This window comes from Streptococcus mitis, from assembly GCF_000722765.2.
Classification (GTDB): domain Bacteria; phylum Bacillota; class Bacilli; order Lactobacillales; family Streptococcaceae; genus Streptococcus; species Streptococcus mitis_AQ.
Genome location: NZ_CP028415.1, coordinates 759,805 through 784,578, shown reverse-complemented (window position 1 = coordinate 784,578; position 24,774 = coordinate 759,805). Strand labels below are relative to the sequence as shown.

The window sequence follows — 24,774 nt, the reverse complement described above, 5'->3', positions numbered from 1 at the left end:
AACAGTTGAAAATTTCTTCTCAACTGCTTATTTATTTGCAAAATAGTCTTCTTTGGTCAAGACATAATGAACTCTTGTAACGATTCGTCCTTTTTCATGCTGGTCCATACAAGCATATGGTTCTACGTGGGAAAAATGCATGCCTGATTTCTCCATGACCTTTCCAGATGCAGGATTGTCCTTATCGTGAAGGGCAGTCAACTTATTCATCCCTATCTTTTCAAAAGCTAGTTCAATCACGGCTCGATTGGCCTCTGTCGTTAATCCTTGATTCCAATACTTTTTATTGATAATGTAGCCAATAGCTGCCTTCTTAAGAACAGGATCAATCTTGTGCAAGTCAATGGTTCCAATAAACTGACCATTGCTTTTTAGTTCTATTCCCCAACGTCCCAAAGGATTGGCCAAGTAGAACTGCGCAATATTATTTTTGGTTTCTTCTAAATTTTGATTGGTTTGAAAAGTGTAACGTGTATTATCCTTTTCCGAGGCATAGTCAAACATTGCTTCCGCATCATCCAAAGTTACAGGTCTAAGCAATAAACGCTCCGTTTCTATAGACGGATACTGGGCAAGTTTTATAAAAATTGATTCCATACGTTTCCTCCACTTGAAAAGTTTCTAACTAAGATAAGGATATTGAATGAAATATTTAAAAAGCAAATTTATGATAGATTGAAATAAAATGTGAACAAATCGATTAGGAAAGTCAAATTAATTTCTAGAAATGTTTTAGCAGTCACGACATACTATTCTAGCTTCAATAAACTATAAATTTAGCATTGAGATAACTTTAAGTACAAAAGAACTATCCTTCAGATAGAGGTTGAGGATCTAATTCTTCACTCTCTGCTTTTTTAACTGGTACTGGTTCATAAGCTCGGATAATCTGAGCGACAACAGGATGGCGAACCACATCCTTGGCTGAAAAATGAACAAAGTCAATCTGATGGATGTTCTTGAGTTTTTCTTGGGCATCAATCAAACCGGACTTGACGTTACGCGGAAGGTCAATCTGACTGATATCTCCATTGACAATCATCTTAGAATTAAAGCCTAAGCGAGTCAAAAACATCTTCATCTGCATTATGGTCGTATTTTGCGCCTCATCGAGAATGACAAAGGCATCATCCAAGGTCCGTCCACGCATATAGGCAAGGGGAGCAATCTCGATAATTTCACGCTCCATGAGACGAGTAGTCTGGTCTTTTCCCAGAATCTGATACAAGGCATCATAAACAGGTCGAAGGTAAGGATCTACCTTCTCTTTAAGATCACCCGGAAGAAAACCTAGACTCTCGCCAGCTTCCACTGCCGGGCGTGTTAGGATAATCCGCTTAACCTGACCACGTTTAAGGGCAGTCACTGCCAAGGTCACTGCAAGAAAGGTCTTCCCTGTACCTGCTGGCCCAATTCCAAAGGTCACATCATGCTGTTTGACACTGTCCACATAAAGTTTTTGACCCAGTGTTTTGACACGGATAGGCTTTCTAGTATTGTCCTTGATAATTTCTTCTTCATAAAGGGCGACAAACTTGTCGATTTCATCGTTTTTGACCATGCTAATCGCAGTCACCACATCTGGCGTACCAACGGTCATCCCACGATTCACCAAGACCATCAAGGCTTGGATAACCTGACGGGCTTCTTCACATGCAGTTTCTTCTCCCAAAACCTGCACAATCTCCGTACGAGCATGAATCACAACATCAAGCTCTTCTTCCATCAAACGAAGATGGCGTTCATTGGAACCAAAAAGATGAAACAGGTCATCTGGATGACTCAGTTGAATGTCTATTGAATGTTCCTTCAAATAAAGAACCTCTCTAATCCTTTTATTTCTTTTTATTATAGCAGAGGAATGGAGAAATTACTAGCCCAACCCCAGTGAATCATGCTAGTGTTCTAAGTATTCTTGCCAGATAGCGTCAAAGTCACCTAGGTTAAAAGAGAAACTGGCATGTTCCTCCAAAAAGCGACTGACCTCATCAAAATCATCTGTGTGTTTTGGGAAGGCTGATTCTTCAAAAGCTAGGTCTGCCAAGATAGCCTTTGGACTGTTACTTTTAGGATTGCGCTCGGTCATGAGCCAAGTGTAAAATGATTTTCTCATATGACTCCTAAATCAACTCTGTCCCAAACTGGTCTTGCTTGATTTTACCAGCCTTCATTAAACCACCGAGTGCTTTCTTAAACTGACCTTTAGAAATGCCAAAGGTTGCTTTGATGTCGTCTGGAGATGACTTATCATTTAAGGTCATGAAACCGCCATTGCTTTCCAAATAAGTCAAAATCATCTGGGCATCATTTTCCAACATTTCAAAGGAACGTGGTTTGAGGGAGAGGTTCAGAGTGCGGTCCACTTCACGAAAACCGATGACACGCGCATCTAATACTTGCCCCAAACGTGGTTCTGCATAGCGCTCACTTGGGTGAATAAAACCAAGCATATTATTTTCTGGCAGGTAAACAAAAGTTCCTGACAGCTTGAGACGGTAAACAATGGCTGGCCAGTTTTGATTCTGCATATTGTTATAGGCAGGACGAGCCAGACGTTGGAAGTCTTCTTGATAAGCCAAGAGTCCCCAGATACGGTCTTTCTTGTCCACTTCAAGACGGATGTAGAGTTGGTCGCCCTTCTTAGGCCAGAGTTCCTTGAGTTCAGGGAGAATATCGAGTGACACAACGATTTCCTTGTCAGGAAGGCCTGTATCCACAAAGAGACCCAAGTCCTTGCGTACTTCTGTGACACGACCCCAACCAAATTGGTCCTGAGTGGCAGTCACTTCTAAGGTTGTCAGGCGGAGTTTTTGCTTCATATCCGTGTAGGCAAAACCTTTGACCGTATCCCCCACTGTATGTTGACCTTCTTCCTTAGCAAGAGCATAGGTTTGACCATCCTTTTGCACAAAGTAAAAACGGTCGTTTTCATCGATGATAAGTCCAACGATAAAACTTGCAAGATTTGTATTCATATTTCCTTCTTTCGAATAAAACTCAGCCAGCAATGCCAACTGAGTTTTTCTGTTTATTTTTAGACTTCCAAAAGTTCTTTCTCTTTGTTGGCAGTCATGTCGTCGATGTGTTTAACAGCATCGTCTGTTACTTTTTGAATATCTTTTTCAAGAGTCTTCAATTCGTCTTCAGTGATTTCTTTTGCTTTTTCTTGTTTCTTAGCTTCGTCCATAGCATCACGACGGATATTGCGGACAGCCACTTTAGCATTTTCACCGACCTTCTTCACTTCTTTAGCAAGGTCACGACGAGTTTCTTCTGTAAGAGCAGGAATAACCAAGCGGATCACAGAACCGTCGTTAGCTGGTGTGATACCAAGATCAGAAGCGTTCAAGGCACGTTCGATGTCTTTCAATGAAGACTTGTCAAATGGTGTGACCAACAAAACACGCGCTTCTGGAATCGTAATGGAAGCGATTTGGTTAAGAGGAGTTTCTACTCCATAGTATTCTACATGTACACGGTCCAGCAAGCTTGCATTGGCACGGCCAGCACGGATACCACCAAATTCACGAGCAAGTGATTGGTGAGACTGGGTCATTCTCTCTTTAGCTTTTTCAATAATTGCGTTAGCCATAATCTTTCTTATTCCTTTTCTTCGATATTATTTGAAACTGTTGTTCCGATATTTTCACCAAATACGACACGTTTGATGTTGCCTGGTTGGTTCATGTTGAAGACAACCAAGTCAATGTCATTATCCATTGAGAGGGTTGAAGCTGTTGAGTCCATGATACGAAGACCTTTATTGATAACGTCACGGTGGGTCAATTCTTCAAACTTAACAGCTGTCTTGTCCTTCTTAGGATCGGCATTGTAAACACCATCTACCCCATTTTTAGCCATGAGGATGGCATCCGCTTCGATTTCAGCTGCACGAAGGGCTGCTGTTGTATCAGTTGAGAAGTAAGGTGAACCAATTCCAGCACCAAAGATAACGATACGGCCTTTTTCAAGGTGACGAAGGGCACGTCCACGGACATAAGGCTCTGCCACTTGTTGCATAGTAATGGCAGTTTGCACGCGCGTATCAACCCCAACTTGTTGCAATGAATCTGCCATCACAAGAGCATTCATAACAGTCCCAAGCATTCCTGTGTAATCTGCCTGAACGCGGTCCATTCCTGCTTCTGCAGCAGGTTCACCACGCCAGAGATTTCCTCCACCAATAACAAGGGCAATTTCGATACCTAAGCTATGAACTTCTTGAATCTCTTTTGCGATTGTTTGAACTGTTTGGATATCAATCCCTACGCCACGTTCACCGGCAAGGGCTTCACCTGATAACTTGATTAAAATACGTTTATACTTGGGATTCGCCATTTTCACTCTCCTTTTTTTATCCTACCTATTTTATCACAATTTCTAAGATTTTTATAGTATCATGAGCAATTCTTTCAAAAAAATTAGACAGTTAAAAATTCCTCTAAGTCAGAAAGAGCACGCTCTGCAATTTTTTCATAACGAGCCTTCTTATCACGGATACGCTCGCCTTCCAACTCCTTGATGATTCCAAAATTGACATTCATTGGTTGGAAATGTTTGCTGTCCGCATGGGTGATGTAATGAGCCAGACTTCCAATCGCTGTAGTCTCTGGGAAAACAGCCTCGCTTTCTCCCTTGAAGAGACGAGCCGCGTTAATTCCCGCAACTAAGCCTGACGCTGCGGACTCAACATAGCCTTCCACACCCGTCATCTGACCAGCAAAGAAGAGATTTGATTGTTTCTTAGAACGGTAAGTCTGCTCAAGAAGATTTGGTGAATCCATGTAAGAATTGCGGTGCATAACACCATAACGAACAAACTCAGCATTTTCAAGACCTGGAATCATTTGGAAGACACGCTTTTGTTCTCCCCATTTGAGGTGGGTCTGGAAACCGACGATATTATAGAGGCTACCAGCTGCATTGTCCTGACGAAGCTGAACCACCGCATAAGGTGTTTTGAATTCTCCATCGCGAGGTCCTGTGTAATCGTCCGGATACTCGAGACCCACTGGTTTCATAGGACCATAAAGCATAGTTTTAATGCCACGTTTGGCCATGACTTCGATGGGCATACAGCCTTCAAAGTACTTTTCTTTTTCAAAAGAATTGAGCGGTGCTTCTTCCGCATTAACCAAGGCTTCATGGAAATCCATAAATTCTTGCTTGGTCATTGGAGCATTGAGGTAGGCCGCTTCTCCCTTGTCATAACGAGACTTGAGATAGACCTTGCTCATATCAATAGTATTGACGTCGATAATAGGGGCTGCCGCATCGTAGAAATAGAAGCCATCACCGTCATTAAGGGCATGAATCTTTTCAGCCAGAGCATCGCTGGTCAAAGGACCAGTAGCGACAACCGTAATAACATCTGTCGGCAATTCTGTAATTTCATCACGAACCACTTCAATCAAGGGGTGGTTGGCAACTTTTTCAGTCACCATCTGTGAGAAACCATCTCGGTCCACCGCAAGAGCACCACCTGCAGGAACACGTGTAGCCTCAGCAGATTCCAAAATAACAGAACCCAAGCGACGCATTTCTTCCTTGAGGAGACCCACTGCATTTGTCAAAGCATCTCCACGTAGAGAATTGGAACAAACTAACTCAGCAAAATTGTCTGTTTTGTGCTGGGGTGTTGACTTGACACCACGCATTTCATAGAGTTTAACTGGGATACCACGTTCTGCGATTTGGTAGGCTGCTTCAGAACCTGCCAAACCAGCACCGATAACATTGATATAAGATTGAGACACGACACTAATACCTCTTTGGGAGTGTGAAGACAAGATTCACATTGAAAAAGTCCACAGGACTTACTTAGCTCTCGAATTTCTTGGCTCAGGCTGAAAAAGTCCACTGGACTTACTTCGCTTTCGAGTTTCTTGGCTCAGGCTGAAAAAGTCCACTGGACTTTTTCACTCCCACAAATCTTTCTATTTTTTCTTCTACTAGTATAACAAAAAAAGGGAAGAAGGCAAACTTCCCTGTTTAGTCGTTTTATTGATTTTCTTCCCAGTCGTGGTAGGCAGCATAGAGCTGGCTTTTATTCCACTGGTAAAACTTAGCAACTTCCTTAATAGCTTGATTTTTCTTCATGCCTTGCTGGATACGAGCTTGGATTTCTAAGAACAAATCTTCCTCGTCCTTTTCCTCCACATCTTGGCTGGCACCTTCAACGATGAGAAGGCATTCTCCCTTAAGCGGCGTTTCAGCGATGCTTTCCAGCAATTCAGAAATAGTACCTCGTTGGTATTCTTCATAAATCTTTGTCAATTCTCTGACCAAAACGACCGAGCGATCACCGTAGACTTCTAGCATATTTTCTAGCGTATCTGCCACACGATGGGGCGATTCATAGAAAATCTGAGTCTCAGGATAGTCTTTTTTCAAGTCGAAAAATTGCTTCTGCTGACCTGATTTTCTCGGTAAAAAACCATAAAAGATATGTGGCTGTGGTGCTAAACCACTGGCGATCAAGGCAGAAATTCCTGCAGAGGCACCTGGAACAGTGACAACTGCGATTTCTTCCTCAATAGCCGCCTTGACTAAATCATGACCAGGGTCTGAGATGCTAGGCAGACCCGCGTCGGATACCTGAGCAATGCTTTGTCCTGCTTTCAGGAAACCAATCAAATCAGGAATCTTTTCCTTTGCATTGTGCTCATGAAAACTAATCTGCTTGGTAGAAATGTCAAAATGCTTGAGCAATAGACCTGTATTGCGCGTGTCCTCAGCCGCAATCCAGTCCACTTCTTTCAAGGTCTGAATAGCTCGAAAGGTCATATCATCTAGATTGCCAATCGGCGTTGCCACTAGATACAGCTTGCCATAGGGAGACTGCCCCTTAAAACTTTTTTGAATCTGCATGCCTACTCCCTATATAACAACTCGTCACAGAACATACATTCTTCGTCCTGCTCTCGACGTTGTCCATAAAAATCATTACATACGTGAAATCCATCACGGTAAATGCGACGGACACTTTCGCGAACATGCTTGGCTTTTACAGGAGCATCTGCTTCCACCTCACCTAAGCGTTCGCGCAACTTACTATTTTCCAAGCGAAGAGCTGTATTTTCCTCTACCAGGCTCTTGAGATTTTTCTTGATGGCTTCCACATCGGCTAAGGTTACCAATAACTGTTGGGAAAAATCATCCAGCGCGTCAAATAATTCTTTTTTGTCCATAAAACAGCCCTTTCCTTTCTTTATCGTTCATTTTTGAGTTTATATTTCTTTCAAGACCAGATATTCCATGGTATTTTGAAAACTGACATTAGCCTGCCACATTTTTCTAGCTTCTAACAAATCTTGTAAAATCACTCTTACTCTTGCTTGTAGGATATCTTGTCCACAGAGAACTTCAAGAATCCGTAAAACCTGATCCTGTTTTTCCTTGTCATCTGCTAAGTTCGCTAATTTAGCAACCTGCAGATAACTTTCTTTTTCTTAGCTACTAACCAGGTTAGCAGGCGTTCACTTTCATCGACCAAGGTCCAAAAACTTGCCTGATGTGCCAACTTTTCTGCTTCAGCTCGCGATTGACTAAACTGGGCTAAAAGAGTCGCTTTTTTCTTGACCAGACCTGCTTGTTCTAATTGATGGATGAGCTTCTCTTCTTGTTTTTTAAAGTGAAAAATTTGCGTCCGACTTCGAATTGTTGGTAAAATCTTTTCCTCATCGCTGGTCAAGAAGAAAATGTAAACCTCACTCTGGGGTTCTTCGATGACCTTGAGCAGAGAATTAGCCGCGTTAGGATGCATTTTCTCAGCTTGCTCGATAATAAAGACCTGTTGCTGGCTCTCAATCCCTGCTTGAGAAAACTGCCCCACTAATTCTCGAATCCGTTCTGTCTTGATGACCTGATTGACTGGCTTGATTAAAGTAACATCGGGAAATTCTCCCTGTTCAATCAGCTTACAATTTCGGCATTTCTCACATGGTAAAACACCTACTTTATCTGTACAAAAAAGGCTCTTAGCCAAAAACTGCGCCATTTCCAAGCTTCCAAAGAAACCTGAAAAGAGGTAGGCATGATTGAGCTGGTCTTGTTCTAGGATACGGACAAAGCGGTCAAACTGATCTGGCTGCCAAGCCTTTAGTTGATCTTGTTTCATTTAGCCAATCCCATTCTATCAAACAAGACAGCCTTGGTAGTTTCCACAACCTCCTCCAATGGAAGACTCGCATCAATCTTAACAATACGACTTCCTTCTTTGTCTAGAAGAGAAAGGTAACCTTGACGAACTTTTTTGTGCAAGTCCAACCCTTCTAAGTCCAAACGATTGACCTCGCGATTGCTATTAGCAGCAATACGAGCCAGCCCTTCTTCCACCTCGATGTCAAAATAGAGTGTCAAATCGGGTTTGAGGCCATCTGTCGCAAACTGGTTAAGCCAGTCAATGGCTTCAATGTCCAAACCACGACCAAATCCCTGATAGGCAAGAGAACTATCGATGAAGCGGTCCATAATGACCAACTTACCAGCTTCAAGTGCTGGAAGAATTTTTTCCACCAAGTGCTGTCTGCGACTGGCGATATAGAGCAAAAGCTCTGTTTTAGCATCCATCTGAGTATGACTTGGATCTAAAATTACTTCCCGAATCTTCTCCCCAATCAAGACTCCGCCAGGTTCACGGGTCGTCAGCACCTCTACCCCTTTTTCCTCTAAAATTGGTAGCAGAGCCTCTAAAACACTGGTCTTTCCTGCTCCCTCTGGTCCCTCAAGAGAGACTAAAAATCCTTTTGACATGTCTAACTCATTTCTTTTTTACTACTTCTATTCTATCAAAAAAATAGGGGTTTGTGACAATCTTTTTGTCTTCGCATTTCAAACACCATAAAAGAGGCAGATAAAACTACCTCTTATTTACCTAATTCTTGTGTTCGTTTGTAGGCTTGACCAACTGCATCCATGACTGTTCCTCGAAAAGCATGCGCTTCTAGGCTTACTACACCAGCGATAGTCGAACCGCCTGGGCTACAGACTTGGTCTTTCAATACTCCAGGATGTTGCTGACTTTCAAGGACCAATTGCCCAGCTCCTACCACAGTTTGAGCAGCCATTTTCAATGCCGTTTCTCTTGGTAATCCCGTCTGAACGCCCGCATCTGCCAAGGCCTCAATAAAGAGATAGACAAAGGCCGGTCCACAGCCTGCAAGACCTGTCGCCGCATCGATTAAGCCTTCTCCTAGTTCAACCAAGAGACCAGCGTTAGTTAAAAGCTGACAAAAGAGCTCACTGTCCTCAGCCCTGCAATTAGGAGACAATGCATAACTAATCACTCCTTGACCAATAGAAGCAGAGGTATTGGGCATCATACGAACAATTCTGTGCTGACTTGGGATAAGACTTGCTAGTTTTTCTAAAGTCAATCCAGCTGCCATAGAAATCAAAAGAAGACTTTCTCTTTTTTCAAGGATGGTCTGATATTGAGAAAGCAGTTCAGAAAACTGAGCAGGCTTCACTCCTAGAAAAATCACATCTGCTTCTGCAAATATTTCTTCGTTACTGGAAGCCTGACCACCAAAGTTGGCGATGAAAGCATCCACCTTAGCTTGACTACGATTGGCAAGAAGAAGGTCATCACCTGTCTTGACCTGCAAGACAGCCTTGGCCAAGCTAGCACCCATATTCCCCAAACCGATAAATCCAATCTTCATCTCTTACTCCCTTATCTGTCCGTCACCAGTAACCACATACTTGTAGCTGGTCAACTCTTTCAAGCCCATTGGACCACGCGCGTGCAGTTTCTGAGTCGAAATCCCCATCTCGCATCCAAGTCCAAATTGGCCACCATCGGTGAAACGAGTTGAGGCATTAACATAGACAGCTGCAGAGTCTACTTGATCTGTAAAGTAAGCTGCAGCTTCAGCATTTTCCGTCACAATGGCATCCGAATGATGGGTACTGTGGGCTTCAATATGGGCAACCGCTTCTTCTAAACTGCTCACAACCTTAACCGCTAGGACATAGTCTAAAAACTCAGTGTCAAAGTCTTGAGCCTCAGCTGCTTGACCTGAAACAAACTGACTTGCTTTTTCATCCAAGCGGAATTGAATTGGTTCCAACCCAGCTTCTTTTCGATTCTCAACCAGCACTTGCTCCAAGAGAGGAAGGAAGCTTGCTGCCTTGTCTTCATGAACTAGCAATACCTCCATGGCATTACATACAGAAGGACGACTGGTTTTGGCATTGTTGATGATAGACAGAGCCTTGTCTTCATCTGCATCCTTATCCACATAAACATGGACAATCCCAGTCCCAGTCTCGATAACAGGTACAATAGCATTCTCAACCACTGCATTGATCAAACCAGCTCCTCCACGAGGAATGAGAAGATCTAGATAGCCCTTTGCCTTCATCATAGCATAACTGCTTTCTCGGCTGGTATCTTCCACCAGTTGAATCACATCTGGGTGAATAGTAGTCGTTTCCAAGCCCTTCTTCAAGGCTGTGACAATGGCATGGGCTGTCTGATAGGCATCCTTCCCACTACGAAGAACAACCGCATTTCCACTTTTAAGAGCTAAAGCAGCCGCATCAGACGTCACATTTGGACGGCTTTCATAGATAATACCGATAACACCTATAGCCACACGTTTTTTGGTGATAACCAAACCATTTTCAAGATGACTTGTTTCTAAAACTTCACCGATTGGATCTGGTAAAGCAACCACTTCACGAATCCCAGTTGCCATTGCTTCTATACGCCCTGCATCCAAATAAAGACGATCCAGCATCACATCTGAGATTTTACCCTTGGCCTCTTCCATATCGAGGGCATTGGCCGCTAAAATCTCCTCAGTAGCTACTAATAAGTGATTAGCCATGGCTAACAAGGCTTGGTTTTTCACCTCTTCACTAGCTGTGTTGATCGATTTTTTAACAGCCTGTACCTGTTCAAATTGTTCTTGTGTACTTACCATAGTTTACCTCTAAAATTCTGTAAAGAGTAGTTGGATTTCAGGAGTAATGGAAATCCAGTCATCACGGTGAATCAAGACACCCTTGGCTTTTTGAGAACGCAACATATCCTCCAAAGCAGATGCCCCAAATTGCACGCGTCCTTTTCCAAGTGATTTTCCACTTTCCTTGTCAAATACTGTCACGATATCACCGTAAGAAAATGCTCCTTCTGCGTCAACAATACCAGATAAAAGAAGACTCTTTCCATGTTGGGAGAGGGCTTCTGCAGCCCCTTTATCAACCCAAATAGAACCTTGACTCTGAGCATAAAAGGCCAGCCATTGTTTTTGGGTACGAAGTCCCTTCTCTTGAGCAACAAAGTAGGAACCATCCTTGGTCTCCTCAGCTGCCTCAATCATGGCATCTGACTTCAAGGATGAGCAGATATAAACAGGAACTCCTGATTCCGTCGCAATGGTGGCAGCCTTGATTTTGGTTAACATGCCACCTGTACCATTAGACGAACCAGCTCCACCGGCCATATCAATAATCTCACGATTGATGGTCTCGATTCGCTCCAAGCGTTTGGCTGTTGGGTCTGAATTAGGATTTCCAGTATAAAGACCGTCCACATCTGTCAAGAGGACCAAAAGGTCTGCTTGGACCATGGCCGCTACCTGTGCACTCAGAGTATCATTGTCCCCAACCTTGAGCTCATCAATAACGACACTGTCATTCTCATTGATGATAGGAATCGCGCCACGGCTAAGTAAAACCGACAAAGCCTGATGAGCATTTTTATAACGGCGCTTATCCACAAAATCATCCTGGGTCAGCAAGATTTGTGCAGAAACGATTTGGCGCAAGAGAAGATTGGTCGTGTATTCTTCCAACAAAAGGCCTTGCCCTACCGCTGCTGAAGCCTGTTTATCAGCAATCTTAGTCGGACGCTTTTTAAATCCTAAGGCCCCAAAACCAGCAGCAATGGCACCTGACGACACCAAAATCAATTCATGACCAGCCTCGTGCAGCATAGCCAACTGCTGGGTAATAGCCTTTACCTTACTACGTGATAAACTTCCATCCTCATTTGTCAGAGAAGAAGTCCCCACCTTAAAGACAATCCGTTTGTATTTCATAGTCTCACTCCGATTCTTCATATTTATCCATTATAACATGAATGGTAGGAAATAGAAAAGAGTTGATAGGAAAAAGAAGGCCCTAAAACCTTCTTTTTTACTATTGTCCTGATTCCGATTTGTTTGCACTCGTTTCAGAGATTTGTGAAGTTGAAGAAGTCAAATCTTGACTAGATGAAGAACTTGTAACACTTTCGTGTTGACTCGTTTCTTTATTTTCTAGTTCTTTTTTAACTACTTCTTTGGATTCTTTTATTTCCGAATTACTTGTAGTTCTAGTTGTAGAAGATTTCTCGACCGGAATATCCACTAACCAGGCTCCACTTGAATCAACAGTATAGCCTTCTGGTGTCTTACCATTCACAAGTAATTGACCATCTTCTTTCAAGAAGTACCATTTATCCTTGTCTTTGATCCAACCCACAGCTCGTGCACCGTCTACATTGTAGAAGTACCAATCATTTGCCTTTTTAAGCCAACCTTGCTTCATAGCTCCTGAATCTTCTAGATAGTAATAATGACCAGCAACTTCTATCTCACCTGTCTTCATGATACCAGTAGAATCCATATAGTACCAGGTTTCTTTATCTTTTACCCAGCCCGTTTTCATTTCTCCTGATTGGGCAAAATAATACCATTGACTATCAATCTTACGCCATCCGGTTACCATATCCCCATCATTTGATAGATAATAGGTCTGTCCTCCAGTATTCAGCCAACCTGTCTCCATCTGATTTTCTTTATTGAAATAATACCAGCTTCCATTGATTTTCTTCCAATTTTTAGCAGAGGCACCAGAGTCTGTCAAATAGAACCAACGATTGTTCCATTTTTTCCATTGATTCTGTAACAAGATACCCGTTTGGTTGAAGTAATACCATTCACCCTTGATTTCATTCCAACCTACTGCATATTCTCCTGTAGAATCAGGCGCTTGATACCACCAGTTCCCATATGCACTCTTATGCCAACCAGCTTGAAAACTTGGAATCGGTTTGTAGGATGTTGAAATATTGACAAAACCGTCTTTTCGAATATCAAAAACTGTTGCATCATAGTCTTTGCTGGCTGCGTTGATTCTCTCAATTCCTCGTTCTTTGAGCCAATTGACATACTCACTATCAACACCATTTTTCCAAGGTAGACTATCTGAAGTTTGAACAATCAAACTCGGACTCAAATTTTTAATGAAATCCTTGGTATTTGATTTATTGGTATCATAGTGATGATTAAACTTCATCAAATCAACTTTTCCAATGAGAGGACCATACTTGTCTTCTGCTCCGTGAGCATTATCCAAATCTCCCCCAAGGTAAATTTTCTTGCCATTGACTTTCACTACACTAATCAAGGAATTGGAATTATCATCCCAAATTTTCTTTAATTCACCTGATGAATCGGTTTCATTCTCATAGTTATAGAGTTGAATATCCATGTCCCCAAACTGAAAATGAGCATCTCCTTGTGTGATGTTTTGAATAACTGAAACACCTTTTTCTGCAGCAGTCTGTAAAACCTTATCATAGCCATACAGATTATCCCATAGATGAGTTGGTGTTGTAATCCGACTATCAGAGTATTTTTTCATGTAGATACGGCCAACTGGATAGGTTCGCAGTAATTCATCAACATTTCCAATATGATCACTGTGGGTATGGGTCACCAAAATAAAATCAAGTTTTTGGACACCCAATTCCTTTAAATGTCGCGAAACGCGATCTGTTAAAATATGCTTATAAGATGTCTCAATTCCTTCTCTCCATGGATAACGAGAATCACTACCATCTGGAAAATCATAATCTTCTCCTGTATCCACCATGGCAAAATGTCCATTACTTTCAAGAATGATCGCATCACTACCACCTTCCTGAACATTTATAAAGTGGATTTTATTTCCTGAACTTTCTTGAGCTTGAACATTCCCATGAAATGACAAACCTAAAAAAGCGCCTGCAAGTGCTAAACTAGTTAATTTCTTTTTCATTATTGCTTTCTCAATCTCTCCAAGGTTTCCTTAAAAATCTCTGGGATATCTGCTGAAAATTCCAAGGTATCACCTGTTCTCGGATGGGTAAAGCCTAGAGTCTTGGCATGAAGAAATTGTCCATGTCCTTTCAAAGTCTTGCGAGGACCATAGACTTCATCACCAGCGACTGGATGGCCAATATAAGCCATGTGAACACGGATTTGATGAGTGCGTCCTGTCTCCAGCTGCAACTCTACCAAGCTGTAATCACCAAAACGTTCCAAAACGTGGAAACGGGTCACTGCAGGCTTACCTTTAGCAGTCACAGCCTGTTTCTTACGGTCTTTTTCACTACGACCAATCGGAGCTTCAATCACACCACGATCATTAGGCAAATTTCCATGAACAATCGCCCAATATTTGCGGAGAGACTTTTTATCCTTGAGTTCTTGGGCAAGTGCCAAGTGGGTCTCATCATTTTTAGCAATCATGAGAAGGCCTGATGTATCCTTATCAATACGATGAACAATTCCTGGGCGTAGAACCCCATTGATACCCGATAAATCCTTAATATGGTACATAAGGGCATTTACCAGAGTTCCACTAGTATGACCAGCACTCGGATGCACAACCATCCCCTGAGGTTTGTTAACGACGGCCACATCCTCATCTTGGTAGATGATTTCTAGTGGAAGATTCTCAGCTACATACTCTAAAACCTCTGGCTCTGGTACATGGTAAGTGACAATATCACCCTCTTGAACTGTGTATTTAGCTTTCTTGACTTGACCATTAACCAAGACCTGGCCTGATTTGATTTGTTCATTTGCGAGACTGCGTGATAATTCTGTCAAATCCGACAAAGCCTTATCCAAACGCAGACCACCACTTTCAATTTTAATTTCCATTTATTTCCTCTTTTAGCATTGCAATCAATAAAATAATCACTCCAACAGTCAGATAGCTATCTGCCACATTGAAAATTGCAAAATTGATAAAGTCCAAGTGAAACATATCCACAACAAATCCCTGACTGATCCTGTCAATAAAATTTCCAAGTCCACCAGCAATAATCAAGGTCAAACCCAAGACCATCCAGAGTGAGTCCTCCATGTGCTTATGTAGATACCAAATAGCACCTACCACGACAACCAGAGTAATGACAGCGAATAACAACTGCTGATCTTGTAAGATAGAAAAGGCAGCCCCTCTATTTTGCAGGTAGGTCAAGCTAACGAAATTGGGAATCCAAGAGCGCACTTCACCCAGTGGAATCTGTTGGACAATATAGGATTTAACCAACTGATCCAGCGCAATCAAAAGCAGTACAATGACTGCCACTATTCCTCTTTTTTTCATGATTTCCTCTTCTGATTAAAATATTCTTGCATGACTTCTACGAAAAGAGTTCCAGCTTGACTAAGCTCCACTTCCTCACGTTTAACATAAACCATGCGATTATCCAAATTATCCTTGAGACGAATAACTGTGATGCCATTAACACTATCACTATCTAAAAATCCAGAACCTGTCGCATAGGCATCCGTCCGCTCCAAAATACCATTCAAGGTAGCACGGTCTGTCACATTAAACATCTGTGAGCTAGCACTGGTATCGACAAAGTTCTCTGAATAATAAAGGTACTCGTCTTTCTCTTGAGTGAAACGAACCGTTGGTAGATCCGCTAAATCCTCCATGACCAATTCCTCTTTCTGAGCCAAAGGATGCCCCTCACGGAGATAAATATGGGTATGAAAGGGAATCAATTCAATGACCTCAAGGCCTAGCTTTTCAACCCGTTGCATGATCCCCTTTTTATTTTGATTGTTGAGGTAGATAATCCCAATCTCACTATGCCCTTGCGCTACTTCGTCTAAGATTTGAACAGTAGTTGATTCAAAAATACGAAAGTTCTTATAATCAGGATAGCGCTCTGAAAAGGCCGTAATAGTTGGTGGTAAGAAGTCATAGTGCTGACTAGCAATGGAAAATTCATCTTTTTCTTCCTCAGGATTGGCATACTGATTTTGAAAAATATCAAATCCTTTAACCAATTCTTGCGCTTTTTCATAGAATTCCATACCACGACGGGTCAAGAAAGTCCCTGAGCTGGTCCGACGGAAAATCTTAAAGCCCAACTCTTTTTCCAAATCACGAACAGAAATAGACAGACTCGGCTGACTAACATACATCTTTTCAGCAGCTTCACGGAAAGTACCACTATTGGCAATAGCAACAACATAGCGTAATTGTTGAATGTTCATCTTCTACCCCCAACTTCTTTATCTTTTCATTATACCATATTTTAGAAGTTTTCCATCGAAGAAAAATAATGTCACTCATAAAATTCATCTACACTAAGAACGAAAAAATCATGGCTACCAAAACGAAAAAACAGGCTCTCCGAAAACTCGGAAAGCCTTATTTAATGCTACTTCTAGCTTCCTCGCCTTTACATTTCAAGGCTCGGGATAAAAAGGTTCACTGGACCTTTTTATTTAGCGATTGGGTAAACAGAAACCTGCTTTTTATCGCGTCCTTTACGTTCAAAGCGTACTACGCCTTCAACTTTAGCGAACAAAGTATCGTCTCCACCACGTCCAACGTTTACACCTGGGTAGATGTGTGTACCACGTTGACGGTAAAGGATTGATCCACCTGTTACAGTTTGTCCGTCAGCTGCTTTAGCTCCAAGACGTTTTGCTTGTGAATCACGTCCGTTTGATGTAGAACCTCCACCTTTTTTGTGGGCGAAAAGTTGCAAGTTGCTAAGAGTCATTTTTAACATAATGTTTTCCTCCGTGTTAGTTTTCTGTGATAACTCTGGTTTGGACGAACTCTGAAGAGTTCTCCGATAAGTTTGCCATACCTAAGAAAAATGATTCAAAGAATAACTGGGTCATTTCTCTCTGGTGTGAAGGAAGATCTTTTGGTATTTCAACCATCAGATAGCCACCTTCATCTTCGTTTAATTCTAGGATTGGTTCATAGCCTGCAAATTTCTCAATAGAATTGATAAAGTTAATGGCAAGCGTAGAAACCGATGCACACACGACATCTAAGCCGTATTCGCCACTCTCGGCGTGTCCAGTAATTTCCGCACTCCTCAGCTCGCCATCTTCGGCTCTCTCAAAGACTGCTTGTATCATGTGTTCTCCTTAAAATTAAGCGTTAATTGCGTTGATGACAACTTTTGTATATGGTTGACGGTGACCTTGTTTACGGTGGCTACCTTTTTTAGGTTTGTACTTGTAAGTAACAACTTTCTTTTGTTTTCCTTGTTTTTCAACAGTTCCAACTACAGTAGCTCCAGCAACAAGTGGAGTTCCGACAACAGTGTTTTCACCACCAACAAGAACAACTTCGTTAAAAGTAACTTCTTGACCAGCTTCAACGTTCAATTTTTCAACGTAAACTGCTTGACCAACTTCAACTTTAACTTGTTTTCCGCCAGTTTTGATAATTGCGTATGTGCTCATTATGCACCTCCTATGATTTTTATGGGTTTCCCCGATTTTTTTGTGAAGACTCGCCTAGCATCGTGGGACAAACCACTTAAACTTGAATAATCAAGCAACGATGTTCGTGCGGTTGCACAGGAACGTGCATAGTCAACTCTTCAAGTATAGCATATCTCCTATTTTCTTACAAGTAATAACACCTAAAATGAAGCTTTTTCTTTTACTTTTTTCCGCCACGAGGCAAAAAGCATGCTGAGGTAAAAAATGCTCATCATAATAGGAACACCAAGAATGGTCTTTTCATGATAGAAAATCGTCAAATAAGCTGAAAAGACAACGCCAAGGACAAAACTACTAAGCAGGCTAACAAAGATAATCCCTTCACGTAAAAAAGGAGTGTGCTTGGTCCGAAAATAATCTCCAAAAGCCAGCATGGTCCGTTTAATATTCCCTGTCATAAACGCGTTATTATAAGCTATACCTGACACTTCTCCAAAAGCAGTTGTCACCAGGCCCATACAAAAGGCCAAAGGCGGTACTAGATAGATATTATCTACAGTTTGCGGCACAAAACCAATAATGATTGATAAGATTGCCAAAGGAATCAGTGACAGAATGGGCTTTTTCACAATTCTCAATTTTTCCTTATAAACAGTTAATAAAAAGACACCCATCATAAAAGCTAGCAAGGTGAGAACCTTGTCCCTAACATCTGAAACATTATTCTGGATTAATTCTACTGAAAGAAAGACGACATTCCCAGTTTGTCCAGCTACAAGAGTATTCCCTCGCACAATAAAAGTATAGGCGTCTACATATCCTGCACAAAAAGTCAAAAAAAGCGCTAGCCTCTTAGACTGACGTGATATTTTTCTTATAGGTAATAACCTCATTTTCCCTCCCATTTCATTTACTCATCTCATTATTGTACCACTTTATTTGGAAAAGACCTAGTAGCTTATTTGAAATTTTTTCCCCTCTGTTGGATAGTCCCGTCTATCTATGTTATAATGAAAGAAGGATTTGAAATCGGAAAAGGAGTAACTATGCTTAAATTAGGCGTCATCGGAACAGGGGCTATCAGCCACCACTTCATAGAAGCAGCCCATTCCAGTGGAGAATACAAGCTGGTCGCAGTCTATTCTAGAAAACTAGAAACTGCGGCAACCTTTGCTTCTCGCTATCAGAATATCCAACTCTTTGATCAATTAGAGGACTTCTTCAAGAGCTCCTTTGATGTTGTCTATATTGCTAGCCCAAACTCCTTGCATTTTGCTCAGGCAAAAGCTGCATTGTCTGCAGGTAAACATGTCATTCTTGAAAAGCCAGCTGTCACTCAGCCACAAGAATGGCTAGATTTGAGACATACAGCTGAGAAAAATTGCTGTTTTATCTTTGAAGCGGCACGAAATTACCACGAGAAAGCTTTTACTATCATCAAAAACTTTTTAGCAGACAAACAAATTTTGGGAGCAGATTTCAACTATGCCAAGTATTCTTCCAAAATGCCTAACTTGTTGACTGGGGATACACCAAATGTCTTCTCAGACCGTTTTGCTGGTGGAGCTCTTATGGATTTAGGGATTTATCCCCTCTACGCTACCGTTCGTCTCTTTGGAAAAGCTAAGGATACGACCTATCAGGCTCAACAGCTTGACAATAGCATTGACCTAAATGGAGACGGAATTCTCCTCTACCCTGACTTTCAAGTTCATATCAAGGCTGGGAAAAACATCACTTCCAATCTTCCTTGCGAGATTTATACGACAGATGGAACCTTGACCCTCAACACCATTGAGCATGTTCGCTCAGCTATTTTTACCGACCATCAAGGCAATCAAGTCCAACTCCCTATCCGACAGGCTCCTCATACGATGACTGAGGAAATCGCTGCATTTGCACACATGATCCAGCAACCAGATCTGAATCTCTACCAAACTTGGCTGGAAGATGCAAGTTCAGTTCATAAGCTACTATATACTATGCGCCAGACTGCTGGCATTAGATTTGAGGCAGAAAAATGAAAAAAAACTACCGACTGAGTGGCAAGAACTGAGTGACCAACTCGGTTTCCAGGAATTCACCCCCATTCAAACTCAACTATTTGAGCCCCTTCTTGCTGGAGAAAACCTCCTAGGAGTGAGCCCAACAGGAACTGGTAAGACCCTAGCTTACCTCCTACCAAGTCTTCTCAGACTACAAAAGAAAAAGGCCCAACAACTCTTGATTCTAGCACCAAATACAGAACTTGCCGGACAAATTTTTGAAGTGTGTAAAACATGGGCTGAAACTATCGGCTTAACTGCCCAACTCTTCTTATCAGGCTCAAGTCAGAAACGCCAGATTGAACGCCTAAAGAAAGGACCAGAAATTCTGATTGGAACCCCTGGCCGTATCTTTGAACTCATTAAATTGAAAAAAATCAAGATGATGAATGTGGAAACCATCATTCTGGATGAATTCGACCAATTGCTCGATGATTCTCAGATACACTTTGTCGAGAAAATTACTCACTACGCACCTCGTGACCACCAACTCGTCTACATGAGTGCGACGACCAAGTTTGACCAAGAAAAGATTGCGCCTAACACACATACCATTGATCTTTCTGACCAAAAATTGGACAACATCCAACATTTCTATATGCAGGTAGATCAACGTCACCGAGTGGATATGCTACGAAAACTAGCTCATGTTGAAGATTTCCGCAGTCTGGTCTTCTTTAACAGCCTATCAGACCTTGGAAGCGCAGAAGAAAAATTACAATATCGGGATATCTTGGCTGTTTCTCTAGCTAGTGATGTCAATGTCAAATTTAGAAAAGTCATCTTAGAAAAGTTTAAAGACAAGCAACTAACCCTGCTTCTTGCAACAGACCTTCTGGCACGTGGAATTGATATCGATAGCCTAGAATGTGTCGTAAACTTTGATGTTCCTAGAGATAGCGAGACCTACACTCACCGTGCTGGCCGTACTGGCCGTATGGGCAAGGAAGGTTATGTTATCACTCTCGTCACTCATCCAGAAGAAATTAAAAAACTCAAAAAGTTTGCAAGTGTACGAGAAATTGTCCTAAAAAATCAAGAACTCTATATCAAATAAAGCCCCCTTTGCTCTATGCACATCCGGTGTATGGAGCTTTTTTGTGTACAATTCTTCAATTTTATACTCAATGAAAATCAAAGAGCAAACTAGGAAGCTAGCCGCAGGCTGTACTTAAGTACGGCAAGGTGACGCTGACGTGGGTTGAATTTGATTTTCGAAGAGTATTAGTTCAATATCTGAAAAAAAGAACCTCGCAAAGCAAGATTCTTTTAGTGTCTGACTTAAATAATTGTTCTTCTGGGAACTAAATCGAATTAAGCTTCGATTTCTGTAACCATACCTGAACCAACAGTACGTCCACCCTCACGGATAGAGAATGTAGTACCTTGTTCTACGGCGATTGGGTGGATCAACTCAACGTCGATTGTCACGTTATCACCAGGCATTACCATTTCAGTACCTGCTGGAAGTTCGATTGAACCTGTAACGTCAGTAGTACGGAAGTAGAATTGTGGACGGTAGTTGTTGAAGAATGGAGTGTGACGTCCACCTTCTTCTTTAGTAAGGATGTAGACTTCACCTTTGAATTTAGTGTGTGGGTTGATTGAACCTGGTTTAGCAATAACTTGTCCACGTTCGATTTCATCACGTTGAACACCACGAAGAAGGACACCTACGTTATCTCCGGCAAGACCTTCGTCAAGTTGTTTACGGAACATTTCAACACCAGTAACAACTGCTTTTTGAGTTTCTTCTTTGATACCAACGATTTCGATTTCGTCGTTGACTTTAACGATACCACGGTCGATACGTCCTGAAGCAACTGTACCACGTCCAGTGATTGAGAATACGTCTTCGACTGGAAGAAGCAATGGTTTGTCAGTGTCACGTTCTGGTTCTGGGATGTACTCATCAACTGTGTTCATCAATTCCATAACGATGTCTTCGTATTTAGAGTCACCTTCAAGAGCTTTAAGAGCTGAACCTTGGATAACTGGAAGATCGTCACCTGGGAAGTCGTATTCTGACAATAGGTCACGGATTTCCATTTCAACCAATTCAAGCAATTCTTCGTCGTCAACCAAGTCAACTTTGTTCATGAAGACGATAAGGTGTTTAACACCAACCTGACGTGAAAGAAGGATGTGCTCACGAGTTTGTGGCATTGGTCCGTCAGTTGAAGCTACTACAAGGATAGCTCCGTCCATTTGAGCAGCACCAGTGATCATGTTTTTAACGTAGTCCGCGTGTCCTGGAGCGTCGATGTGAGCGTAGTGACGTTTTTCAGTTTCGTACTCAACGTGCGCAGTGTTGATTGTGATACCGCGTTCGCGTTCTTCTGGAGCAGCATCGATAGACGCATAGTCTTTAGGTTGGTTAACTGATGAAGGCAAGCGACGTGCCAAAACAGTTGTGATAGCTGCAGTTAGGGTAGTTTTACCGTGGTCAACGTGTCCGATAGTACCAATGTTAACGTGTGGTTTACTACGATCGTATTTTTCTTTTGCCATTTGAGTAAAAGCCTCCAATAAAATATATTTTATAGATAGACAGTAGGCAATACAGTCTAACTTTCCTTACTATTTTATCAAATTTCAGCTAAATTGCAAGTGTTTTACAAAGTTTTTGTGAATTATTCTTAATCTGCTAATATAAACGACACTTCTACTCCTATCACTTGGCTAAACAAAAAGAAAAATCAGGAATTCCTGACTTTTACTTAGCTAATTCTCTTTCTCGTTCTTTCATTATTTTATGATTTTCATACAAACGTGATAAGAACTTAGAAATTTCTTTTAAGATAGAATAAGTTGGTACAGCGACAATCATACCGATGACACCATAGATATTACTTGATAACAAAAGTAATACTAAAATCGTAATTGGATGAACCTTCATCACTCCACCAACGATTCGAGGGTAAAGGATATTCCCATCTACTTGTTGAATAATCAGCATATAAATAACTGCAATCAGCATTCTATGGGGATCAGTAAAGATATTGGCGATAATCATCGGAATCAAACCAATACTTGGACCTACATAAGGAATGAGATTGGCTAACCCTGAAAAGATGGCGAAGACCAAAGCGTATTTTAAACCAATCACGCTATATCCGATAAAGGCCAAACAACCAATAATAATCGCATCAATTGCGACTCCACTAATATATCGAGCGATTGTAGCATTCAAATTTTTTAAAAGACCTGTAATATGCAACTTATCTCGCTTTAAAACAGTACGTTCAAGCATCGGCAAGAATTTGTGACCATCTAACAAAAAATAAATTAAAAATACAGGGGTCATGATAATAATCAAAACAGTACTAAAGAGCGCTGATAGGACACTTCCAACACTATTCGTTACACTATTTAGGATATTCTGTAGAATATCTACATAGGAGAGATTTAACTGTTGAATAGTCGCTTGAATATCCAAATTTTGAAAGGCTGGATAAGTAGATAAATCCACAATCAAATCTTGTAAACGACTGTAGATAGTCTGGCTAGTCGCAATCAAGCTGGTCAACTGATTGACCAAAATCGGTAAGAGATAGACTACCCCAATAACTAGCCCCCAAACCAAGGCACACAAGGTTAGTAGAATACCAATGATACGGTTAATTTTGAAATACTTTTGTAAAAAATTCACAATAGGATTGGTCAAATAGTATAAAAAACCACCTAAAAGAAAGGGAATCATGATAGTGTTTGCGACACTTACAAAAGGTGTAATAATCGCTCCCATCTCTCTCCATAAATAAAAGATAATGGTTAATAGTAAAATCTCACTGGTCCAAAAAAATAATTTATTCTTACGAAACATGAGGTACCTCCATTCATCTATTTTACCACACTTTCAAAAAAGCTTCTTTCTTATATCATGAAACTGGGAATATTTTTTCTTTATGTTAGAATAAACTTACTATGAAAAAAATAATTTTAACTCTACTAAGTTTATCCGTGATTGGGTCAGCATCGACTGTTGCTGCTCAAGATTTTAATATTGCTGCTAAACATGCCATTGCCGTTGAAGCAAATACTGGTAAAATTCTCTATGAGAAAGATGCAACCCAGCCAGTTGAAATCGCTTCAATCACAAAATTGATTACTGTTTATCTTGTCTATGAAGCCTTGGAAAACGGCAGTATTACACTATCCACTCCGGTAGATATTTCTGATTATCCTTACAAATTAACGACAAATTCTGAAGCGAGTAATGTTCCTATGGAGGCTCGTAATTATACCGTAGAACAACTACTGGAAGCAACCCTAGTATCCAGTGCTAACAGTGCAGCTATTGCGTTAGCTGAGAAAATTGCTGGCTCAGAAAAAGATTTCGTCGATATGATGCGGGCAAAGCTCTTAGAATGGGGAATTCAGGATGCCACTGTTGTCAATACGACAGGCCTTAACAATGAGACACTAGGGGATAATATTTACCCAGGATCTAAAAAAGATGACGAAAATAAGCTCAGTGCTTATGATGTCGCTATCGTTGCTCGCAACCTCATCAAAAAATACCCACAAGTCTTGGAAATCACGAAAAAACCTTCTTCTACTTTTGCTGGAATGACAATCACTTCTACCAACTACATGTTAGAGGGTATGCCTGCTTATCGCGGTGGTTTTGATGGCCTTAAGACAGGAACAACAGACAAAGCTGGAGAATCTTTTGTTGGTACTACTGTCGAAAAAGGGATGAGGGTTATCACAGTTGTTTTGAATGCGGATCATCAAGACAATAATCCTTACGCTCGCTTCACAGCTACTTCTTCACTAATGGATTATATCTCTTCTACATTCACACTTCGCAAAATCGTTCAAAAAGGCGATGCCTATCAAGATAGTAAAGCCCCTGTACAAGATGGAAAAGAAGATACCGTTACTGCCGTTGCCAAAGATGACATCTCTCTAATTGAACGTGTTGGGGGACAATCGTCCCAAACAATTCAATTCACACCTGATTCTAAGGCAATTCCAGCACCACTTGAAGCCGGAACTGTGGTTGGACATTTGACTTATGAAGACAATGATTTGATTGGTCAAGGTTACATCACTACAGAACGTCCTAGTTTTGAAATGGTAGCAGAAAAGAAAGTTGAAAAAGCCTTCTTCTTAAAAGTTTGGTGGAATCAGTTTATCCGCTTCATCAACGAAAAATTATAAAAAAATCGCGATTTTAAACCGCGATTTTTTTGTTACAAGTTCATCTTCAAAATCCTTGATTATGGGTAAATATAAAATCAAAT

26 protein-coding genes, 2 pseudogenes and 1 other annotated feature are annotated in these 24,774 nt (G+C 41.3%); of the genes and pseudogenes, 4 read left to right on the top strand and 24 right to left on the bottom strand.

What is annotated here, in order from left to right:
- Window positions 1–27 precede the first annotated feature (27 nt).
- The 18 genes and pseudogenes from SK637_RS04290 to SK637_RS04205 form a co-directional block, all read right to left on the bottom strand.
- Window positions 28–597, bottom strand: a complete 570-nt coding sequence (locus SK637_RS04290) for a GNAT family N-acetyltransferase (protein ID WP_033688714.1) — start codon at window positions 595–597, stop codon at window positions 28–30.
- 211 nt (window positions 598–808) lie between these two features.
- Window positions 809–1,813 carry a PhoH family protein gene (locus tag SK637_RS04285; protein ID WP_033688713.1) on the bottom strand — a complete coding sequence of 335 codons (1,005 nt, stop codon included), beginning with the start codon at window positions 1,811–1,813 and terminating at the stop codon, window positions 809–811.
- A gap of 84 nt (window positions 1,814–1,897) precedes the next feature.
- Window positions 1,898–2,113, bottom strand: coding sequence for a YozE family protein (locus SK637_RS04280; protein ID WP_001232084.1), 216 nt, complete (start codon window positions 2,111–2,113; stop codon window positions 1,898–1,900).
- Between the two features lie 7 nt (window positions 2,114–2,120).
- Window positions 2,121–2,975: an RNA-binding virulence regulatory protein CvfB gene (gene cvfB, locus SK637_RS04275; RefSeq protein ID WP_033688712.1), complete on the bottom strand. Its 855-nt coding sequence runs from the start codon at window positions 2,973–2,975 to the stop codon at window positions 2,121–2,123.
- A gap of 59 nt (window positions 2,976–3,034) precedes the next feature.
- Window positions 3,035–3,592, bottom strand: coding sequence for a ribosome recycling factor (gene frr / locus SK637_RS04270; RefSeq protein WP_001262225.1), 558 nt, complete (start codon window positions 3,590–3,592; stop codon window positions 3,035–3,037).
- An 8-nt stretch (window positions 3,593–3,600) separates the two neighbouring features.
- Window positions 3,601–4,338, bottom strand: coding sequence for a UMP kinase (gene pyrH / locus SK637_RS04265; protein ID WP_033688711.1), 738 nt, complete (start codon window positions 4,336–4,338; stop codon window positions 3,601–3,603).
- 83 nt (window positions 4,339–4,421) lie between these two features.
- Window positions 4,422–5,756 (bottom strand): methylenetetrahydrofolate--tRNA-(uracil(54)-C(5))-methyltransferase (FADH(2)-oxidizing) TrmFO, encoded by a 1,335-nt coding sequence (gene trmFO, locus SK637_RS04260; protein WP_033688710.1) that lies wholly within the window; start codon window positions 5,754–5,756, stop codon window positions 4,422–4,424.
- Between the two features lie 244 nt (window positions 5,757–6,000).
- Window positions 6,001–6,870, bottom strand: coding sequence for a 16S rRNA (cytidine(1402)-2'-O)-methyltransferase (gene rsmI, locus SK637_RS04255; protein ID WP_033688709.1), 870 nt, complete (start codon window positions 6,868–6,870; stop codon window positions 6,001–6,003).
- A gap of 2 nt (window positions 6,871–6,872) precedes the next feature.
- Window positions 6,873–7,190: a DNA replication initiation control protein YabA gene (gene yabA / locus SK637_RS04250; protein ID WP_000358228.1), complete on the bottom strand. Its 318-nt coding sequence runs from the start codon at window positions 7,188–7,190 to the stop codon at window positions 6,873–6,875.
- A 39-nt stretch (window positions 7,191–7,229) separates the two neighbouring features.
- A pseudogene (locus SK637_RS04245) lies at window positions 7,230–8,119 on the bottom strand (DNA polymerase III subunit delta').
- Window positions 8,116–8,754: a dTMP kinase gene (gene tmk, locus SK637_RS04240; RefSeq protein ID WP_033688708.1), complete on the bottom strand. Its 639-nt coding sequence runs from the start codon at window positions 8,752–8,754 to the stop codon at window positions 8,116–8,118. Before tmk ends, SK637_RS04245 begins: the two are co-directional and overlap by 4 nt.
- A 113-nt stretch (window positions 8,755–8,867) precedes the next feature.
- Complete coding sequence (proC, locus tag SK637_RS04235) at window positions 8,868–9,665, bottom strand: pyrroline-5-carboxylate reductase (protein ID WP_033688707.1); 798 nt, start codon at window positions 9,663–9,665, stop codon at window positions 8,868–8,870.
- A 3-nt stretch (window positions 9,666–9,668) separates the two neighbouring features.
- Window positions 9,669–10,931 (bottom strand): glutamate-5-semialdehyde dehydrogenase, encoded by a 1,263-nt coding sequence (locus SK637_RS04230; RefSeq protein WP_033688706.1) that lies wholly within the window; start codon window positions 10,929–10,931, stop codon window positions 9,669–9,671.
- A 9-nt stretch (window positions 10,932–10,940) separates the two neighbouring features.
- Entirely contained in the window at window positions 10,941–12,050 is a 1,110-nt protein-coding gene (gene proB, locus SK637_RS04225) for a glutamate 5-kinase (RefSeq protein WP_033688705.1), read from the bottom strand.
- A gap of 100 nt (window positions 12,051–12,150) precedes the next feature.
- Window positions 12,151–14,034, bottom strand: a complete 1,884-nt coding sequence (gene cbpE / locus SK637_RS04220; RefSeq protein ID WP_033688704.1) for a phosphorylcholine esterase CbpE — start codon at window positions 14,032–14,034, stop codon at window positions 12,151–12,153.
- Window positions 14,034–14,924 (bottom strand): RluA family pseudouridine synthase, encoded by an 891-nt coding sequence (locus SK637_RS04215; protein ID WP_033688703.1) that lies wholly within the window; start codon window positions 14,922–14,924, stop codon window positions 14,034–14,036. Before SK637_RS04215 ends, cbpE begins: the two co-directional genes overlap by 1 nt.
- Complete coding sequence (lspA, locus tag SK637_RS04210) at window positions 14,914–15,375, bottom strand: signal peptidase II (protein WP_033688702.1); 462 nt, start codon at window positions 15,373–15,375, stop codon at window positions 14,914–14,916. The genes SK637_RS04215 and lspA overlap by 11 nt, the downstream gene beginning before the upstream one ends.
- A complete protein-coding gene (locus SK637_RS04205; RefSeq protein WP_001025694.1) occupies window positions 15,372–16,280 on the bottom strand; it encodes a LysR family transcriptional regulator in 909 nt (302 codons plus the stop codon). Before SK637_RS04205 ends, lspA begins: the two co-directional genes overlap by 4 nt.
- On the opposite strand from SK637_RS04205, the pseudogene SK637_RS10100 reads away from it, so the two are divergent.
- Window positions 16,273–16,344, top strand: a pseudogene (locus SK637_RS10100) (AraC family transcriptional regulator); the annotation flags it as partial. The gene SK637_RS04205 and the pseudogene SK637_RS10100 overlap by 8 nt on opposite strands.
- Before the next feature lie 166 nt (window positions 16,345–16,510).
- Here SK637_RS10100 and rpmA read toward each other — a convergent pair.
- The 4 genes from rpmA to SK637_RS04185 form a co-directional block, all read right to left on the bottom strand.
- A complete protein-coding gene (gene rpmA / locus SK637_RS04200; RefSeq protein WP_006149998.1) occupies window positions 16,511–16,804 on the bottom strand; it encodes a 50S ribosomal protein L27 in 294 nt (97 codons plus the stop codon).
- A gap of 16 nt (window positions 16,805–16,820) precedes the next feature.
- Complete coding sequence (locus SK637_RS04195) at window positions 16,821–17,165, bottom strand: ribosomal-processing cysteine protease Prp (RefSeq protein ID WP_000613699.1); 345 nt, start codon at window positions 17,163–17,165, stop codon at window positions 16,821–16,823.
- A 15-nt stretch (window positions 17,166–17,180) separates the two neighbouring features.
- Complete coding sequence (gene rplU, locus SK637_RS04190) at window positions 17,181–17,495, bottom strand: 50S ribosomal protein L21 (protein ID WP_000109141.1); 315 nt, start codon at window positions 17,493–17,495, stop codon at window positions 17,181–17,183.
- A 36-nt stretch (window positions 17,496–17,531) separates the two neighbouring features.
- Window positions 17,532–17,619: a sequence feature (ribosomal protein L21 leader region), on the bottom strand.
- 58 nt (window positions 17,620–17,677) lie between these two features.
- The gene (locus tag SK637_RS04185) at window positions 17,678–18,382 is read right to left on the bottom strand and encodes a YoaK family protein (RefSeq protein WP_080710487.1); all 705 of its coding nucleotides are present in this window, start codon (window positions 18,380–18,382) and stop codon (window positions 17,678–17,680) included.
- A gap of 141 nt (window positions 18,383–18,523) precedes the next feature.
- Between SK637_RS04185 and SK637_RS04180 the strand changes: the two genes are divergently transcribed.
- Window positions 18,524–19,501: a Gfo/Idh/MocA family protein gene (locus SK637_RS04180; protein ID WP_033688700.1), complete on the top strand. Its 978-nt coding sequence runs from the start codon at window positions 18,524–18,526 to the stop codon at window positions 19,499–19,501.
- Window positions 19,485–20,579, top strand: a complete 1,095-nt coding sequence (locus tag SK637_RS04175; protein ID WP_033688699.1) for a DEAD/DEAH box helicase — start codon at window positions 19,485–19,487, stop codon at window positions 20,577–20,579. The genes SK637_RS04180 and SK637_RS04175 overlap by 17 nt, the downstream gene beginning before the upstream one ends.
- A gap of 257 nt (window positions 20,580–20,836) precedes the next feature.
- On the opposite strand, the gene tuf is transcribed toward SK637_RS04175, so the two are convergent.
- Complete coding sequence (gene tuf, locus SK637_RS04170; protein WP_001040724.1) at window positions 20,837–22,033, bottom strand: elongation factor Tu; 1,197 nt, start codon at window positions 22,031–22,033, stop codon at window positions 20,837–20,839.
- A 205-nt stretch (window positions 22,034–22,238) separates the two neighbouring features.
- Window positions 22,239–23,348: an AI-2E family transporter gene (locus SK637_RS04165; RefSeq protein WP_033688698.1), complete on the bottom strand. Its 1,110-nt coding sequence runs from the start codon at window positions 23,346–23,348 to the stop codon at window positions 22,239–22,241.
- A 101-nt stretch (window positions 23,349–23,449) separates the two neighbouring features.
- Between SK637_RS04165 and pbp3 the strand changes: the two genes are divergently transcribed.
- On the top strand, window positions 23,450–24,691 hold the full coding sequence (gene pbp3 / locus SK637_RS04160) for a D-alanyl-D-alanine carboxypeptidase PBP3 (RefSeq protein ID WP_033688696.1): 1,242 nt from the start codon (window positions 23,450–23,452) through the stop codon (window positions 24,689–24,691).
- Window positions 24,692–24,774 lie beyond the last annotated feature (83 nt).